We start from the raw sequence: 15796 nt of genomic DNA on the forward strand, positions 1-15796 counted from the left end.
TATGACTGACAAAAAAATCATGCATGTCAACGCGTTCAACATGAACTGCGTCGGACATATCCACCACGGCCTGTGGACGCATCCGCGCGACCAGTCCACCCAGTACCACACGCTCAAGTACTGGACCGATATCGCCAGGCTGCTGGAGCGCGGCCTGTTCGACGGCATCTTTATCGCCGACGTGGTGGGCTACTACGAGGTCTACCAACGCGGCGTGGACCTGACCCTGCGCGAGGCCATCCAGCTGCCGGTGAACAACCCCTGGCTGCTGGTGTCAGCCATGGCGGCGGTGACCGAGCACCTGGGCTTTGGGTTGACGGCCACCGTCAACGCGCACCAGCCCTACACCTTTGCCCGCGATGTGACCACCCTGGACCAGCTGAGCAATGGCCGCATCGGCTGGAACATCGTCACCGGCTATGTGGACAGCGGCGCGCGCGGCCTGGGCCAGGATGGCCTGGCCGACCATGACAGCCGCTACGACCGCGCCGACGACTTTCTGGCGCTGGCCTACAAGTTCTGGGAAGGCAGCTGGGAGGATGGCGCCGTGATCGCCGACAAGGCGCGCCGCATCCACACGCTGCCGGACAAGGTGCACCCCGTTGTGCATGACGGCCCGTTCTACCGCGCCAATGCGATCCACATGAGCGCGCCATCGCCCCAGCGCACGCCGGTGCTGTTCCAGGCCGGCACCTCGCAGCGCGGGCTGCAGTTTGCCGGCCAGCATGGCGAGGGCATCTTTATCGGAGCGCGCACGCCGGAAGCCGCAAGGGATGCCTCGCGCAAGCTGCGTGCGGCCGCCGTGGCCGCTGGGCGCAGGGCCGATGACATCAAGATCTATGTGGGCGCGGCCGTGGTGGTGGCGCCCACCCAGGCCGAGGCCGAGGAGAAATACGCCGACTACCTGGCCTATGCCAGTGCCGAAGGCGGCCTGGCGCATTTTGCCGCCAGCACCGGCGTGGACTTTGCGCAGTACGACCTCGACGAGCCCATCGTCTATGGCCAGGGCAATGCCATCCAATCGGCCGTGCAGGCCGCCCAGCAGCAGGGCCTGACCACGCGGCGCAAGCTGCTCGAACAGTTCAGCCTGGGCAGCCGCTACAACACCATCGTCGGCGACCCGCAGCAGGTGGCCGATGCGCTGGAGCGCTGGATCGATGTCGGCGAGATCGATGGCTTCAACCTGACCCGCATCGTCGTGCCCGAGACCTGGGAGGACTTTGCCAGCCTGGCCGTGCCCGAGCTGCAAAACCGGGGCCGTTACCGCACGCGCTACGAAGAAGGCAGCCTGCGCCACAAGCTGTTTGGCCGTGGCGATGGACTACCCGCCAACCACCCCGGCGCGCAGCAGCGCCGATAAGCACCGAGATTTTTTGAAAGCAGCCATGAAGTTTTTCCCCGCTTTGACAGCCCTGTTGCTGTCGCTTGCCACCCTGGGCGCTGCCCAGGCCCAGCCACTGCGCGTCGGCGTCACGCCCGGCTCGCTGGCCGATTCGGCCCAGATTGCAGCGCGCGAGGCCAAGGCCCAGGGGCTCGACGTTCAGATCGTCGAGTTCACCGACTGGACCCTGCCCAATACCGCACTGGTCAATCGCGATCTGGACCTGAACTACTACCAGCACCAGGCCTTTCTCGATACCTTCAACCGCGAAAACCGCCAGGACCTGCGCGCCGTGGCCGTGGGCTCGCGCGGCAATATCGGCATCTTCTCCAAGCGCTACAAAAGCCTGGCGAGCCTGCCCACCGGCGCCAGCGTGGCGCTGGCCAATGACACCTCCAACCAGGCGCGTGCCATTGCCACCTTGCGCGATGCGGGCCTGGTCACCCTGCGCGCCAATGCGCCGCAGCTGGCCCAGATCGACGACATCGCCAGCAACCCCAAGAAGCTCAAGTTCATCGAGGTGGCCGGGCCCCAGCTGGCGCGGGCGCTCGATGATGCAGACATCACCGTCGTCAGCCTGGGTGGCCTGCTGCAGGCGGGCCAGCTCGAGACCGCCCGCCAGGGCCTGTACTACAGCGTCGGCACGGATGCCTTCTGGGCCATCCACTTTGTCACCCGGGCTGACAACGTCAAGGATGCGCGGGTGCGCCAGTTCATCGATATCTACCAGCAATCCCAGGCGGTGCGCCAGCAGATCCATGCCTCGTACGCCAATGAAAGCCGCTTCTACAGCCTGCCGTGGCTGAAGTAAGCGCACTACACCCAAGAGGACACACCATGATGTTTGCACTGAAAAAATACCTGCTGGCGCTGGGCGCCGGCGCTGTGGCGGTGGTCAGTGCCGCTACTGCCGTGGCAGCCCCGCTGAAAATCGGGGTCACGCCCGGCTCGCTGGCCGACTCGGTCCAGGTCGCCGCCAAGGAGGCGCGCCAGGCTGGGCTGGAGGTGCAGGTGATCGAGTTCACCGACTGGACCACGCCCAACACTGCACTGGATGCCGGCGATATCGATATCAACTACTTCCAGCACCAGGCTTTTTTGGACAATGCGATCCGCGACCGGGGCTACAAGATCGAAAGCGTGGGTGTGGGCCTGCTGCCCAATATCGGCCTGTATTCGAAAAAGTATGCGGCGCTGGCCGATATCCCGACGGGCGCTTCGGTCGGTGTCGCCAATGACCCGGTCAACCAGGCCCGGGGCCTGCTGCTACTGCAAACGGCCGGGCTCATCAGCCTGCGCCCCGGCGTGGGCGCCAAGGCCAGCGTCAACGACATCGTCGGCAACCCGCGCAAGCTCAAGCTGCTGGAGGTGGAGGGCCCGCAGCTGGTGCGGGCGCTTGACGATGTGGCCCTCGCCCAGGGCTACCCGGCCCATCTGGTCAACGCCGGCCAGCGCGAGCTGGCCAGCCGTGCGCTGCTGTACTCCACCGTCGATGACCTGTACTACGCGATCCGCTTTGTGGCCCGCAGCGACCGCAAGCAGGACCCGCGCATTGCGCAGTTTGTGCAGCTCTACCAGGCATCGCCCGCGGTCGCCAAGCAGATCAGCGCCTCGTTCGCCGATGACGCCAAGCTCTATTCGCTGCCCTGGAAGACCACCGCCAAGGCCGCACCATGACCGAGGCCACACTGATACGGACGGTGACTGAGGCCGCCGAGGCCAACGACCCGAGCCTGGCTGATCTACGGAAGCGCTTTGCGCCGGTGTTTGCGCGCATTGCCGAAGGTGCTGCCGAGCGCGAGCACAGCCGCACTCTCGCCCATGTGCCGCTGCAATGGCTGCGCGAGAGCGGCTTTACGGCCTTGCGCCTGCCTCCAAGCCTGGGCGGCAGTGGCGCCTCGCTGGAGCAGCTGGTGGCCTTGCTGGTCGATCTGGCCGAGGCCGACCCCAACCTGACCCAGATCCTGCGGCCGCATTTTTTGTTTGTCGACCGTGTGCTCTACCAAGGCACACCTGAGGCGCAGCGCCACTGGCTGCCCTTGGTGGCCCAGGGCGCCACCTTTGGCAATGCCACCACCGAGGTGGGCGAGGGGGCTGTCGGCAGCCTGCAGACCACCTTGGTGCCTGACGGGGCAGTGCCTGGCCAGTGGCGGCTCCATGGCCAGAAGTTCTACAGCACCGGCAGCCTCTATGCCGACTGGATCAGCGTACTGGCGCGCGCGGTGGTGCCGGGCCAGTCCGACCAGACGGTGCATGCGCTGGTGGCCGGGGATGCGGCCGGTGTGGAGCGGCTCGATGACTGGCGCGGCTTTGGCCAGCGCCTCACCGGCTCGGGCACCACGGTGCTGCGCGATGTGCCGGTGCCCGCGCATGCGGTGCTGCAGTTCCGCGCGGGCGAGCCTTCGCCAATAGTGGCATTCGCGCAGCTCTTCCACTTGGCGAGCCTGGCGGGCATTGCCCGCGCGCTGAGCCGCGACACCCTGGCCTATGTGCAGGCGCGCCGCCGCGTGTTCAGCCATGGCGCAGCGGCCCTGCCCAAGGACGACCCGCTGGTGCAGCAGATCGTGGGCCAACTGGCCAGCACCGCCTATATGAGCGAGCTAGTGGTGCGCGATGTGGCCCAGGCGCTGGGCCCGATCCTGCGCAGCGCCGAGGCGGGCCAGCAGCGCGCGGGCAAGGCCCAGCTCGACGCGCTGGAGCTGCGTGCCGCCCAGGCCCAGGTGGCGGTGGTCGATGCGGTGCTGCAGGCGGCCACGCGCATGTTCGATGTGGGTGGGTCGAGCGCGCTGGCCGAGGACCTGCGGCTGGACCGCCACTGGCGCAATGCCCGCACCCTGGCCTCGCACAACCCGGTCATCTACAAGGCCAAGTCGGTGGGCGACATGCTGCTCAATGGCGCCGAGCCGGTCTACTTCTGGCAGGTGGGGCTCGCAGCAAAAAACGCATAAGAACATGAGATTTCATTCCTTGGCCTGCGGCGGCGCAGTGGTTGTAATGGTTGTCTTGACGCTGGAGGCAGCGACCCGGATAGGCCGGGCCCTGGCCCCTTGCGTGTGAACGACTGGAATGAACATGAGCCGCATCTTGAAAACCGTCATCGTCAATGGCAGCCTGGGCAAGCCTTCGCGCACCCGCAGCCTGCTCGACAGCTTGCACCTGCAACTGGGCCAGGCCCTGGGCCAGTCGGCCCAGGCCGTGCGCCTGGATGTGCGCCATATCGACCTGGTCGATCTGGTGGCCGACATCGGCCCGGTGCTGTACAAGGATGCGCTGTCCGCCGCCGCCCGTGATGCGCTGGAGGCGATCGAGACGGCGGACTTTTTGATCGTCGGCTCGCCCGTGTTCCGGGGCAGCCTGCCGGGCCTGCTCAAGCACCTGTTTGACCTGGTCGACCAGCATGCGCTGCAGGGCACGCCCGTGTTGCTGGCCGCGACCGGCGGCAGCCCGCGCCATTCGCTGGTGCTGGACCACCAGCTGCGCCCGCTGTTCGGCTTTTTCTCGGCATTGACCTTGCCGATCGGCGTCTATGCAACGCCCGAAGACATCCAGGGCGGTGTGGTGGTGAGCGAAGCGCTGCACAAGCACATCGCACTGGCCGTGGACCTGGCCGTGCCGGTGCTGAGCGCGCTGGCGCACAGCCAGCGCAGCAGCCAGCCGGCCTTGCATGCGCTGGAGCGCCAGGCCGCCTAAGCGCGTTCAGGCTTCTTTTCAAACGCCACCCGCCTGCATGCGCTGCCGGCGGGCTGGCGCAGCATGCCCTGCGGCGTCTGCTGCACGCCCCTTGCCTTGCAGCCTCCCTGACCCTTTGCCATGGCCTCTACCTCGTCCCCACCGGAGCTGTTCTGGTTCCTGCCCACGTCCGGCGACACCCGCTATCTGGGCGCCTCGGACTTTGGCCGCCAGCCCACCCCCGAGTACCTGCGCAGCATTGCCACGACCAGCGAAAACCTGGGCTATGACGGGCTGCTGATTCCGACCGGCAGCTCCTGCCTGGACCCCTGGGTGGTGGCATCCAGCCTGGTCGCGGTCACCCAGCGCATCAAGCTGCTGGTGGCGCTGCGCACCTCGCTGGGCATGCCGGTGCCCAGCGCGCGCCAGGCCGCGACCCTGGACCAGGCGCTCGCCGGGCGCCTGCTGCTCAATGTGGTGCCCGGAGGCGATGCCACCGAGCTGGAGGCCGATGGCGTGTTTCTGGCCCATGACGAGCGCTATGCCTATGCCGATGAGTTTCTGAGCATCTGGCGGCGCCTGCTGGCCGGCGAGACGGTGGACCACGAGGGCAAGTACTTCAAGGTCAAGCAGGGCAAGAACTTTTTCGAGCCAGTGCAAAAACCGTATCCGCCTTTGTACTTTGGCGGTTCGTCCGACGCCGCCCATGACCTGGCGGCCAAGCATGTCGATGCCTACCTGACCTGGGGCGAGCCGCCCCAGGCCGTGGCGCGCAAGTTTGCCGATATCCGGGCGCGCGCCGCTGCGGCCGGCCGCCAACTGCGCCTGGGCGTGCGCCTGCATGTGATTGTGCGCGAGACCAATGAGGAGGCCTGGGCCGATGCCGATCGCCTGATCAGCAAGCTGACCGACGAAGACATTGCGAAAGCGCAGCAGAACTATGCGCGCATGGACTCGGTCGGCCAGGCGCGCATGGCGGCCTTGCATGGCGGTAACCGCCAGAAGCTGGAGGTGGCACCCAACCTCTGGGCTGGTGTAGGCCTGGTGCGTGGCGGTGCCGGTACCGCGCTGGTGGGCGATGCGGCCACCGTGGCCGAGCGCCTGCGCGAGTACATGGACATTGGCGCCGATACCTTTGTGCTGTCGGGCTACCCGCACCTGGAGGAGTCGATCCGCTTTGCCGAATTGGTGTTTCCGCTGCTGGGCAAGAAGAGCGTGACCACCGCGCGCTCACAGACTGGCGGCGCGTTTGATGTTCGTGGTGTTCAACAATGGAAGGAGTCGGCTTCATGAGCCTGCCCGTGATCGATATGCGCTGCCGGCCAGCGTTCTTGCACAACTTTTTTGGCGCAACGCCCGGCTCGCCCGAGCATGACACCGCCCGCTGGCTGAACCGGCGCGTGGGCACGCGCGGCAGCGACACGCATTTTGAGGAATCGCTGACCCAGGAGGGCTTTTTAAAGGCGGTGAGCGATGCCGGCCTGAGCCAGGCCGTGGTCGTGGGGCGGCACACGCCTTCGCAGCACCTGCCCAACGACACCATCCACCAGATCGTGCACGGCCATAGCGAGTTGCTGGGCATTGCCGGGGTGGACCCGGTGCTGCAGGGCGAGCAGGCGGCGCTCGACGAGATCGAGCGGGCCGTCAAGCAGCTGGGCCTGCGCGGCATCGACCTGGAGCCCGGCTTTGGCGACCCGGCGCGCCACCCCGATGACCCCGTGTATTGGCCCGTTTATGAGCGCGCGCGGGAGCTGGGTGTGCCGGTGTTCCTGATGAGCGGCCCGACCACCCCGGACCCGAGCTTCAACGACCCGGCGCGCCTGGCCAAGGTGGCGCAGGCCTTTCCCGATCTGCCGCTGGTCGTCTACCACGGCTACTGGCCGCGCGTGCAAGAGGCCATTGGCCTGGCCTTCCGCTATGCCAATGTCTACCTGGTGCCGGACATGTATGTGTTCCAGCCCGGCCACCAGGCCTATGTGCAGGCCGCCAACCAGTTTCTGGGTGACCAGCTGCTGTTTGGCTCGTCCTACCCCTTCCGTCCCATCGGCCAGAGCATTGAGGACTTTCTGGCCTTGGGCTTTGACGAGGCCGTACTGCCCAGGCTGCTGCATGGCAATGCGGCGCGGATTTTGAAGCTGTAATCAGCGCTGGGTAGTCCTCGCGCTTACCGCAACCACAGTGCTCGGCCGCATCAGCAGCCGGGCACTTTCGCAAATGCGGCCGCCAGGTGGTCGATCAGCGCCCGCACGGCCGGCAGCATGCCCCGGCGCGAGGCGAAGACCGCATGCACCGCCTCCTTGCGCGGCCCCCATTCGGGCAGCACCTTGACCAAGGTGCCTTTGTCCAGCTGCTCGTGCACCATGATCATCGGCAACTGCACGACACCCAGGCCGGCCATGGCCGCACTGCGCAGCGCCACCATGTCGGTGGTGATCAGGCGCGGCGTGTGGGGGACCTGGATGCTGGGCAGGCTGTCGTGTTCGAGCTTCCACACAAACTGCTGCTCGGGTGAGCCCAGCCACAGGCTGGGCCACTGCGACAGATCGGTGGGGCTGCGCACAATGCCCTGGCGCGCGGTCAGGATGGGGCTGGCCACCAGGTGCTGGGCATGGACCGAGAGCATGCGCACCGACAGGTCGCTGTCTTCGAGCGGCATGGTGCGCACGCGGATCGCCAGGTCAAAGCCCTCGCCAATCACATCGACCGGGCGGTTGGTCGCCTCCAACTGGATCGTCACTTCGGGGTACATGACCATGAAGTCGGTCAGCATGCGCTCGACCAGCTCATGGAGCAAGGTGATGGGGCAGCTCAGGCGCACAACGCCCCGGGGCTGGGACTGCACCGCCTCGATGCTCAGCTGCGCGGCCTCGGCTTCGACCAGCATGGCCTTGCAGTGCTGGTAGTAGGTCTGGCCCAGCTCGGTCACCGCAAACTTGCGCGTGGAGCGCAGCAAGAGGCGCACGCCCAGGCGTTCTTCGAGCAGCGCAATGCGGCGGCTGAGCTTGGACTTGGGCATGCCCAGCGCGCGCCCGGCGGGCGCAAATCCGCCATGGTCGACGACTTGGACGAAATAGAACAGGTCGTTGAGGTCAAACTGCTGCATGGGGCGCTCGGCTGGATGGTCTTTATCGTTCAAGAAATAGAACTATCAAGGCGAATTATGCCGTCTACCGCTCGCAGTGTTTCAACCCCACAATAACGGTACAGCCTTCCGACACCTAGCTTGGAGGCCAGACAGGAATCCCCGATGAAAAACGTACTGCATGTCCAAGACGCACCCCGCCAGCACTGGGTTGGCGACGGCTTTCCTGTGCGTTCACTGTTTTCCTACCAAAGCCATGGCAAGCTGTTGAGCCCCTTCTTGCTGCTCGATTTTGCCGGCCCGGCCGAGTTTGCCCCTGCCAGCGCACCGCGCGGTGTGGGCCAGCACCCGCACCGGGGCTTTGAGACCGTGACCATCGTCTATGACGGCGAGGTGGCCCACCGCGACTCGACCGGCCAGGGCGGCGAGATCGGCCCCGGCGATGTGCAATGGATGACGGCCGGCGCCGGCATTCTGCACGAGGAGTTCCATTCGCCTGCTTTTACCGCCAAGGGCGGCAAGCTGCGCATGCTGCAGCTCTGGGTCAACCTGCCTGCCAAGGACAAGGGCGCAGCCGCTGGCTACCAGGCCATCGTGCAATCGCAGATCCCTGCGGTGGCCTTGCCCGGTGGCGGCCAGCTGCGCGTGATTGCCGGCGATTACCAAGGCCAGCAAGGCCCCGCCAAGACCTTCACGCCGATGCAGGTCTGGGATCTGCGCCTGGTCGCCGGTGAAAAGCTGGAGCTGGAACTGCCCGAGGGCTGGAGCACGGCGCTGGCCATCGTGCAGGGCACCGTGCTGGTCAACGGCAACGATGTGGCGCGCGAGGCGCAGCTGGTGGTGATGGCCCAGGAAGGCCGCAAGCTGAGTCTGGAGGCCAATGGCGATGCGGCCCTGCTGCTGATGAGCGGCGAGCCCATCGACGAGCCCATCGTTGGCTACGGCCCCTTTGTGATGAACAGCCAGCAGGAGATCGTGCAGGCGGTCAATGACTTCAACAGCGGCAAGTTTGGCAGCATGCAGGCTTGACCGGCGGGTTTGAGCGGCCTCGGCCGCATTGAAGCGGCCATAAAAAATGGACACCTTGGTGTCCATTTTTGCTGTGTAGTTCGCTGAAAGGGCGATGGCTTACCAATTGGCCTTCATGCGGTCATAGACCCAGTCGCCAAAGCGGCGGTGCGCCTGGGGCGTGTAGTTCACCAGGTCGGAGAACAGGTACTGGTCGATCTTGGAGGCATCCACCAGGGTGTCGGCGGTGCACAGCGACGAGTTGATCTGGTTGACGCCAATGTTCAGGCCATTGGTGGCATCCGAGGTGGTGCAGGCCGGATCGGTGTAGTTGGTGAAGCTGTAGCTGCCGGGGTTGCCGGTCATCGAGTTGAAGTAGTACTGCACGTCGGCGTACAGCACCTGGGTGCCCGACAGACCATACAAGGCGTTCAGCAGGCCATTGTTGAAGGCGGTGGTGGCCGCTTCCAGCGTGTTCGATGGCTTGGGATCGGCGCTGGGTTGCGCGTTGTCCAGGCTGGTGGCCCACAGGGTGCGGCCCAGGTTGGGCGTGCCCACGGTCAGCACGCGGGGGGCGCCTGCGGTGTTGAGGCGGCGCACCTGCGCAGCCATTTGCTGGCCGGCGGTGGTCATGTCGGCCAGGTACTGGTCGCGGGTCTTGGTGCCAGCGGCGTATTCGTTGTAGCCGGCAATCACGTCGCTCATGCCGCCGCTCATCAGCACAAACTGCTTGCTGCTGAAGGTCGGGTTGGCAGCGAGGTAGCTGTCGATCTGCGCGGTGATGGAGGGGGCATTGGTCACGCCGGTCGCATCGGCCTGGGACACGCGGGCATTGCCGTAGGCATAGGCGGTGCCGCCTTCCTTGGCCGCCGTGATCGTCAGGTCATAGCGGTAGGCGATTTCACGCGTCCAGTTGTTGTAGCTGCCGTTGCTGACCGAGTAGGGACGGCCATTGGGGTTTTGGCCCAGGTCGGACATTGCATCACCAAAGGTGACGATGCTGTCGGGGCGAATCGAGTCCGCCGTTGAGCTCGATCCGCAGGCCGCCAGCATGGCCACCGAGGCACCAGCCACGGCGGTCAACACGGTACGGCGCATCCAATTTGCTGCCATGTGAGTTCTCCAGTAAGTAGAGCGTAGTGTAGCGAGGCTGATCCAGGCCACCAAGGTGATGAGGTAAAGAGAGGTAAAACGCCAGGGGCTAGGCTAATCAACCCGCTGCTGCTGCGCGCTGCAGACGGTCGCTGACGCCTTCCCAGTCTGCCGAGTCCGGTGGCGTCTCGATCCAGATGAGCTTGGCGCCCCAGTCGTCCAGGTCGCGCAGCAGGCCAAACAGCTCGCGGGCCGCAGCCAGCGGCGCATGGGGCATGGGTTGCAGGCGCAGATGGGGGCTGGCGCTGCGCAGCGGGCTGCGGTGGTAGATGGCGATATGGCGCGCGTCGGCCCCCAGCACATCGAGCGCCGATTGCAGCTGCTTGGCATCCATCAGCCGGACCTTGGCGCTGGGCGCATAGTGCGCGAGCAAGGTGCCCGAGGCGCGCGGGGTATCGGCCGTCAGCTCCTGCATCGACAGCGGGCGGCTGCCGCAGGCGCGCTCGATATCGTCGCGCGTGATGGCGCCGGGGCGCAGCAGCACGGGCACGCCGCGCGTGCAATCGACAATGGTCGACTCAATACCGATGTCACAGGCGCCGCCATCGAGCACCAGCAGATCGTCGCCCAGTTCCGCCGCCACGTGGGCGGCCGTGGTCGGGCTGACGCGGCCAAAGCGGTTGGCGCTGGGTGCCGAGACGCCCCAGACGGGTGGGCTGAGCTGCTGGCAGGCCTGCAGCACGGCTTGCGCCACCGGGTGCGAGGGGCAGCGCAGGCCCACGCTGTCCTGTCCGGCCGTCGAGGCATTCGCCGCACCGGGCAGGCGCGGCAGGATCAGGGTGAGGGGCCCGGGCCAGAACGCATCGATGAGCTGCTGGGCAAACACCGGTACGGCCTTGGCGTAGCGCTGCACGCCAGCGGCATCGGCCACATGCACGATCAGCGGGTGGTTGGCGGGCCGGCCCTTGGCGCTGAAGATCTGCGCCACGGCGGCATCGTTGTCGCTGTCGGCGGCCAGGCCGTAGACCGTCTCGGTCGGCAGGCCAACCAGTTGCCCCGCCTGCAGCGCCAGCGCCGCAGCGCGCACCGAGGCGTCGAGCTTTCCATCCAGAATCACGTGTAGTCCTCTTAGAACGCGGCAATGCCCAGGATGGCAGCGGCTTTCAGGCCCGTCTCGCGCACCTGCTCGGGCGTGGCGGCCGTGATGTTCAGGTGGCCCATCTTGCGGCCGCGCTTGGCATCGACCTTGCCGTACAGGTGCAGGTGGCAGCCGGGCAGGGCCAGCACCTGGTCCCAGGCCGGGGTCTGCGCGCTGGCGCTGTCCTTGAACCACAGGTCGCCCAGCAGGTTGAGCATGATGGCGGCGCTGTGCTGGCGCGGTTGCACCAAGGGCAGGTTGGCCATGCAGCGCACCTGCAGCTCGAACTGCGACACATCCAGCGCGTTCTGGCTGTAGTGGCCGCTGTTGTGCGGGCGTGGGGCGATCTCGTTGACGACCAGCTGGCCGCCGTCGAGCACAAAGAATTCCACGCAGAGCACGCCGACATAGTCCAGGCCCTGGGCCACGGACTGGGCCGCCGCAATGGCCTGCTCGGCCTGCGCGGCAGGCAGGTTGCCGGGGTACACCTCGGTCACCGCCAGAATGCCTTCGCGGTGCAGGTTGCGCTGCACCGGCAGGTGCACGATATCGCCGTTGCGGCTGCGCGCGACGATGACCGAGCACTCATGGGCGAGTGGCAGCATCTTTTCGAGCACGCAGGCCACGTGCTGGAGCTCGTCCCAGGCCGCGTTCAGCTCTTCGCGGGTCTTGACGCGGATCTGGCCCTTGCCGTCATAGCCCATGCGCGCGGTTTTCAGGATGCCGGGCAGCAGCGCGTCGTTGACGGCGGCCAGCTGCTCGGCCGTCTCGATGACGGCATAGGGCGCGCAGGGCACGCCGCATTTCACGAAATGGGCTTTTTCTGCGGCGCGGTCCTGGGCGATGGCCACGGAGGAACCTGCGGGCGAGACCGGCAGGCTTTGCGCGAGCTGGTTCAGCGCGGCAGCAGGCACGTTCTCGAACTCGGTGGTCACCGCAGCGCACAGGCGCGCCAGCTCGGCCAGGCCTTGCGGGTCTTCATAGCCGCTGCGCACATGGTGGTGGCTGACCAGACCAGCCGGGCTGGTGGCATCCGCATCCAGCACGGCGGTGAAGTAGCCCATCGACTGGGCGGCGTGGGCAAACATGCGGCCCAGCTGGCCGCCGCCCAGCACGCCCAAGGTGGCGCCGGGCAAGATCACTTGGGCCTGGTGGTGCGCCGGGGCGCTGGGGCTCGTGGTGCTCATTCGTTCACCGGCAAGGTCATGTTGCGGGCCGCCTCGGTCTGCTCGGCGCGGAAGGCATCGAGCTTGGCGCGCAGTGCAGGGTCTTCGTTGGCCAGCATGGCCACGGCAAACAGGGCGGCATTGGCAGCGCCTGCCTGGCCGATCGCAAAGGTGGCGACCGGCACGCCCTTGGGCATCTGCACGATGGAGTGCAGCGAATCAACGCCTTGCAGGTGGCGGCTGGCCACCGGCACACCCAGCACGGGCACCGGGGTTTTAGCGGCTATCATCCCAGGCAGGTGGGCTGCGCCCCCAGCGCCGGCGATGATGGCCTTGAGGCCCCGTTCTACGGCGCTCTCAGCAAAACGGAACATGTCGTCAGGCATGCGGTGGGCCGAGACCACCTGGGCCTCAAAGGCAATACCGAATTGCTGGAGAATGGCAACTGCGTGCTGCATGGTCTCCCAGTCGCTGCTGGAGCCCATGACCACGCCAACTTGGATGGGTGTCATAGTGTGGGTTGGCGGGTGTCAAAGGGCAAGAATGCCGGTCCCGCGCCAGGGTGGAACCCGCCATTTTACTTTTTGCAGTGAAGCTGCCTGATCAACACGGATTTTTAGCGACATGATCGACGTCACCATTGAGAATTTTGAAGCCGAAGTCATCCAGGCATCCATGCAGGTGCCCGTGCTGGTGGACTTTTGGGCACCTTGGTGCGGCCCTTGCAAAACCCTGGGCCCCATGCTGGATAAGCTCGAGGTCGACTACGGCGGCCGCTTCAAGCTGGCCAAGATCGATTCCGACCAGGAGCAGCAGCTGGCCGGCATGTTCGGCATCCGCTCCATCCCCACCTGCGTGCTGATGATGGGCGGCAAGCCCGTAGATGGCTTCATGGGCGCCCTGCCGGAGGGCAAACTGCGCGAGTTCCTGGACAAACACCTGCCCTCCGAGGCCGCGATGGCCGCCGAAGCGGGCGCTGATGAAGCCCAGCAGCTGCTCGACAGCGGCGATGTGCAGGCCGCGCTGCAGATGCTGCAAGAGTCGCTGGCGGCCGACCCCAGCAATGACGATGCCCGTTTTGACTATGCCCGCCTGCTGATCCAGACGGGCGCGGTGACCGAGGCCGAAGCCCAGATCGAGGAGCCGCTCAAGCGCATCCAGCAGCCGCTGCGCTTTGTCGCGCTCAAGGCCTGGGCCCAGGCGATCCGCTTTGTGCACGAGGACGACCGGGGCGATTGGCCGCTCGAGCAGTTCGACGCGGCCATTGCCGCCAACAAGCGTGATTTCGACACCCGCTTTGCCAAGGCGCAGGCGCTGATGGCCGAAGGCCAGTGGACGGCCAGCATGGACGAGCTGCTGGAGATCATCATGCGCGACAAAACCTGGAACGACCAGGCTGCGCGCAAGCTGTTTGTCGCCATCCTGGAGCTGCTGACCCCGCCCAAGCCCAAGGCCGCAGACACGGTGCCGGGCACCACGGCCGGCGGCATTGCGCTGACGGGCAAGGCCAGCAAGCAGGAGGACGAGGTGGGTGCGTTGCTCAGCAGCTACCGCCGCCGCCTGAGCATGGCGCTGAACTGAGCGCAAGCGGCGCGGCGGGCGCTGGTAGGCGAAAGCCGGTTTTGCGCAGCGGCCAAGCCCATCCTGTACAGTGTGGACCTACACCCCGTTGCAACTGCAAAACAGGGGTATGGTGGTTTGCACCTATACTGATAGCAGCAAAGCGGCGATGGGTGCGCGCAGGTGCCCATTTTGAGCGTCAATAGGCCCAAAGCTGTGGTCTTTGACGCTTGGGGCGCATGGGGCGTGCCGCTACCGCAGGAGAATCAACACCATGGGATTGTGGCAAAAACTGTTTGGCTGGCTGAACCCGTCCGCGCCAACGGCTGCCCCCGCTGATACCCCGAGCCCGCACCCGTCCGAGGCGCTGACAGGCCCTGCGTCGCAAGAGCCTGTGCGCGGCACGCGTGAGCCGGCCTTTGACCCGGCGGCCGAGCTGGCTGCGCCGGTGGCCAGCATCCCCAGCGCTGGCGATGTGCCCGCAGCAGCTGCCACCCCGCCTGCAGCCGAGGCAGCGCCCAGCCCCCAGGCCGATCTGTTCGAGGCCGCCGCTGCCCGCGACGCCGAAGTTCCCCCCGCGATTGCCGACCCCGCACTGCGCGAGGCGCTGTCTGCCTATGCCGGCATGGCCTGGGACCGGCAGCTCGATTTTGCCGAAAAAGTGGGCGACCGTCCCTGGTCAGCCGATACGGCCCAGGGCCTGATCGCCTTTGGCGATGACCTGCGTTTTCGCATGCAGGTGCTGGGCTCCTACTCCTTCCAATCAGGCACCTGGCTGTGGATCTGGGCCCATACCCAGGCTGAGGTGGCGCCCGCCTTTACCGAGGTGGCACGCCAGCTGCAAGGCTTTGGCGCGGCCAAGAACCTGGCGCTGTTCACCGAGCCGCGCACCGCGCTGCGCCAGGAAGACCTGCATGTGATCGGCCTGATTGCCGCCGGTGCCGACAACAGCGCCGGCTACTACCTGGGCAACTATGGCGAGGGCATCTTGCTGGCGCTGATCGATCCCGACCATGGCCTGCCAACGACTGCGCCCAAGCCCGAGCGGGTGCCTACCGTCGTCTCGCAGCTGATCAGCGATTTTGAGCTGGACCACCGGGTGCTGCTGCAGCACTACCTGCCCGCCAAGGGTTTCAGCGTGCAGGAGACCGGCTCGCGCATCACCGGCCAGCACGGTGTCAACCGCATCGTCGCCGATCTGGACAGCCAGGGCCGCATCAGCGCCGTCTCCGGCAGCCTGGGCCCCGCCGTCTGATCAGAAGCGGTAGTCCAGCGTCTTGCCGGGCGTGCCGGCTGGCGCCACTTCCACACTCTGGTCAATCGTCTTGCCGCCCTCGGCGTTGGCCTTCACGGTGTAGCGCCCGCTGTCCAGGCGCAGCAGGCAGACGGGCCCCTGGGCCTGGAACTGCGCCACTTCCTGCCCCTTGCCATCGGCAATCACCACCTGGATCTTTGCGAGGTAGTCGCCCGACCTGGTCGCAAACAGCAGCGACAGCGGGTAGTCCTTCATCGCCGCACGCATTGCGGTCGATTCATCTATGCCAATGCCGCCGCAGACATACTGCACATCGCCTGCTTTTTGCAGTGCGGGGTGCTGGGCATGGGCAGCGGTGGCCGACAGCAATGCCGCGCAGAGCATCGCGGCGCTCAGGGTGGGGGTGTGGTTTTTCAAGGCAGTCCTTTGCAGTCATGGATCTGCC

Annotated in this window: 16 protein-coding genes; 10 read left to right on the top strand and 6 right to left on the bottom strand. The window is 66.2% G+C overall.

All coding sequences use genetic code 11. The features are described 5' to 3' along the window. Position 1 precedes the first annotated feature (1 nt). The 7 genes from WH303_RS00755 to WH303_RS00785 all read left to right on the top strand — a co-directional run bounded on the left by WH303_RS00755 (position 2) and on the right by WH303_RS00785 (position 7191). Positions 2 to 1360: an LLM class flavin-dependent oxidoreductase gene (locus tag WH303_RS00755; RefSeq protein WP_339516137.1), complete on the top strand. Its 1359-nt coding sequence runs from the start codon at positions 2 to 4 to the stop codon at positions 1358 to 1360. A gap of 25 nt (positions 1361 to 1385) precedes the next feature. Further along, a complete protein-coding gene (locus tag WH303_RS00760) occupies positions 1386 to 2192 on the top strand; it encodes a MetQ/NlpA family ABC transporter substrate-binding protein (RefSeq protein ID WP_021024647.1) in 807 nt (268 codons plus the stop codon). Between the two features lie 26 nt (positions 2193 to 2218). Then, positions 2219 to 3058: a MetQ/NlpA family ABC transporter substrate-binding protein gene (locus WH303_RS00765; protein WP_339516140.1), complete on the top strand. Its 840-nt coding sequence runs from the start codon at positions 2219 to 2221 to the stop codon at positions 3056 to 3058. Then, positions 3055 to 4329, top strand: a complete 1275-nt coding sequence (locus WH303_RS00770) for an acyl-CoA dehydrogenase family protein (protein WP_339516142.1) — start codon at positions 3055 to 3057, stop codon at positions 4327 to 4329. Before WH303_RS00765 ends, WH303_RS00770 begins: the two co-directional genes overlap by 4 nt. Before the next feature lie 124 nt (positions 4330 to 4453). Continuing rightward, positions 4454 to 5071: an NAD(P)H-dependent oxidoreductase gene (locus WH303_RS00775; protein ID WP_339516144.1), complete on the top strand. Its 618-nt coding sequence runs from the start codon at positions 4454 to 4456 to the stop codon at positions 5069 to 5071. A gap of 120 nt (positions 5072 to 5191) precedes the next feature. Further along, positions 5192 to 6343: an FMNH2-dependent alkanesulfonate monooxygenase gene (gene ssuD / locus WH303_RS00780; protein WP_312987418.1), complete on the top strand. Its 1152-nt coding sequence runs from the start codon at positions 5192 to 5194 to the stop codon at positions 6341 to 6343. Then, the gene (locus WH303_RS00785; protein ID WP_339516150.1) at positions 6340 to 7191 is read left to right on the top strand and encodes an amidohydrolase family protein; all 852 of its coding nucleotides are present in this window, start codon (positions 6340 to 6342) and stop codon (positions 7189 to 7191) included. Before ssuD ends, WH303_RS00785 begins: the two co-directional genes overlap by 4 nt. Before the next feature lie 50 nt (positions 7192 to 7241). On the opposite strand, the gene WH303_RS00790 is transcribed toward WH303_RS00785, so the two are convergent. Beyond that, a complete protein-coding gene (locus tag WH303_RS00790; protein ID WP_021024968.1) occupies positions 7242 to 8153 on the bottom strand; it encodes a LysR family transcriptional regulator in 912 nt (303 codons plus the stop codon). Between the two features lie 144 nt (positions 8154 to 8297). Here WH303_RS00790 and WH303_RS00795 point away from each other — a divergent pair, with 144 nt between their 5' ends. Continuing rightward, positions 8298 to 9161: a pirin family protein gene (locus tag WH303_RS00795; RefSeq protein ID WP_339516154.1), complete on the top strand. Its 864-nt coding sequence runs from the start codon at positions 8298 to 8300 to the stop codon at positions 9159 to 9161. A gap of 99 nt (positions 9162 to 9260) precedes the next feature. Here the strand turns inward: WH303_RS00795 and WH303_RS00800 are convergent, their stop codons facing one another. The 4 genes from WH303_RS00800 to purE all read right to left on the bottom strand — a co-directional run bounded on the left by WH303_RS00800 (position 9261) and on the right by purE (position 13048). Further along, positions 9261 to 10253: an SGNH/GDSL hydrolase family protein gene (locus tag WH303_RS00800; RefSeq protein ID WP_339516156.1), complete on the bottom strand. Its 993-nt coding sequence runs from the start codon at positions 10251 to 10253 to the stop codon at positions 9261 to 9263. A gap of 97 nt (positions 10254 to 10350) precedes the next feature. Beyond that, on the bottom strand, positions 10351 to 11349 hold the full coding sequence (locus WH303_RS00805; RefSeq protein ID WP_339516158.1) for an L-threonylcarbamoyladenylate synthase: 999 nt from the start codon (positions 11347 to 11349) through the stop codon (positions 10351 to 10353). Positions 11350 to 11360: 11 nt separating this feature from the next. Next, positions 11361 to 12557: a 5-(carboxyamino)imidazole ribonucleotide synthase gene (locus WH303_RS00810; protein ID WP_339516160.1), complete on the bottom strand. Its 1197-nt coding sequence runs from the start codon at positions 12555 to 12557 to the stop codon at positions 11361 to 11363. After that, a complete protein-coding gene (gene purE, locus WH303_RS00815; protein WP_021027607.1) occupies positions 12554 to 13048 on the bottom strand; it encodes a 5-(carboxyamino)imidazole ribonucleotide mutase in 495 nt (164 codons plus the stop codon). Before purE ends, WH303_RS00810 begins: the two co-directional genes overlap by 4 nt. A 112-nt stretch (positions 13049 to 13160) precedes the next feature. Between purE and trxA the strand changes: the two genes are divergently transcribed. Together trxA and WH303_RS00825 are read left to right on the top strand one after the other, a co-directional pair. Next, positions 13161 to 14117 (top strand): thioredoxin, encoded by a 957-nt coding sequence (gene trxA / locus WH303_RS00820; protein ID WP_021027606.1) that lies wholly within the window; start codon positions 13161 to 13163, stop codon positions 14115 to 14117. 253 nt (positions 14118 to 14370) lie between these two features. Continuing rightward, positions 14371 to 15351, top strand: coding sequence for a DUF6882 domain-containing protein (locus tag WH303_RS00825; RefSeq protein WP_021027605.1), 981 nt, complete (start codon positions 14371 to 14373; stop codon positions 15349 to 15351). Here the strand turns inward: WH303_RS00825 and WH303_RS00830 are convergent, their stop codons facing one another. Further along, the gene (locus WH303_RS00830) at positions 15352 to 15768 is read right to left on the bottom strand and encodes a carboxypeptidase regulatory-like domain-containing protein (protein WP_339516165.1); all 417 of its coding nucleotides are present in this window, start codon (positions 15766 to 15768) and stop codon (positions 15352 to 15354) included. Positions 15769 to 15796 lie beyond the last annotated feature (28 nt).

Source organism: Comamonas sp. MYb69 (assembly GCF_037479315.1).
Lineage (GTDB): Bacteria > Pseudomonadota > Gammaproteobacteria > Burkholderiales > Burkholderiaceae_C > Comamonas.

What these genes read in the sequence shown, in the direction of transcription:
- WH303_RS00810 (WP_339516160.1), bottom strand. Translation starts at nt 12,557, where the DNA reads ATGAGCACCACGAGCCCCAGCGCCCCGGCGCACCACCAGGCCCAAGTG.
- WH303_RS00790 (WP_021024968.1), bottom strand. Translation starts at nt 8,153, where the DNA reads ATGCAGCAGTTTGACCTCAACGACCTGTTCTATTTCGTCCAAGTCGTC.
- WH303_RS00760 (WP_021024647.1), top strand. Translation starts at nt 1,386, where the DNA reads ATGAAGTTTTTCCCCGCTTTGACAGCCCTGTTGCTGTCGCTTGCCACC.
- WH303_RS00765 (WP_339516140.1), top strand. Translation starts at nt 2,219, where the DNA reads ATGATGTTTGCACTGAAAAAATACCTGCTGGCGCTGGGCGCCGGCGCT.
- WH303_RS00770 (WP_339516142.1), top strand. Translation starts at nt 3,055, where the DNA reads ATGACCGAGGCCACACTGATACGGACGGTGACTGAGGCCGCCGAGGCC.
- purE (WP_021027607.1), bottom strand. Translation starts at nt 13,048, where the DNA reads ATGACACCCATCCAAGTTGGCGTGGTCATGGGCTCCAGCAGCGACTGG.
- WH303_RS00775 (WP_339516144.1), top strand. Translation starts at nt 4,454, where the DNA reads ATGAGCCGCATCTTGAAAACCGTCATCGTCAATGGCAGCCTGGGCAAG.
- WH303_RS00785 (WP_339516150.1), top strand. Translation starts at nt 6,340, where the DNA reads ATGAGCCTGCCCGTGATCGATATGCGCTGCCGGCCAGCGTTCTTGCAC.
- WH303_RS00800 (WP_339516156.1), bottom strand. Translation starts at nt 10,253, where the DNA reads ATGGCAGCAAATTGGATGCGCCGTACCGTGTTGACCGCCGTGGCTGGT.
- WH303_RS00795 (WP_339516154.1), top strand. Translation starts at nt 8,298, where the DNA reads ATGAAAAACGTACTGCATGTCCAAGACGCACCCCGCCAGCACTGGGTT.
- ssuD (WP_312987418.1), top strand. Translation starts at nt 5,192, where the DNA reads ATGGCCTCTACCTCGTCCCCACCGGAGCTGTTCTGGTTCCTGCCCACG.
- WH303_RS00755 (WP_339516137.1), top strand. Translation starts at nt 2, where the DNA reads ATGACTGACAAAAAAATCATGCATGTCAACGCGTTCAACATGAACTGC.
- trxA (WP_021027606.1), top strand. Translation starts at nt 13,161, where the DNA reads ATGATCGACGTCACCATTGAGAATTTTGAAGCCGAAGTCATCCAGGCA.
- WH303_RS00825 (WP_021027605.1), top strand. Translation starts at nt 14,371, where the DNA reads ATGGGATTGTGGCAAAAACTGTTTGGCTGGCTGAACCCGTCCGCGCCA.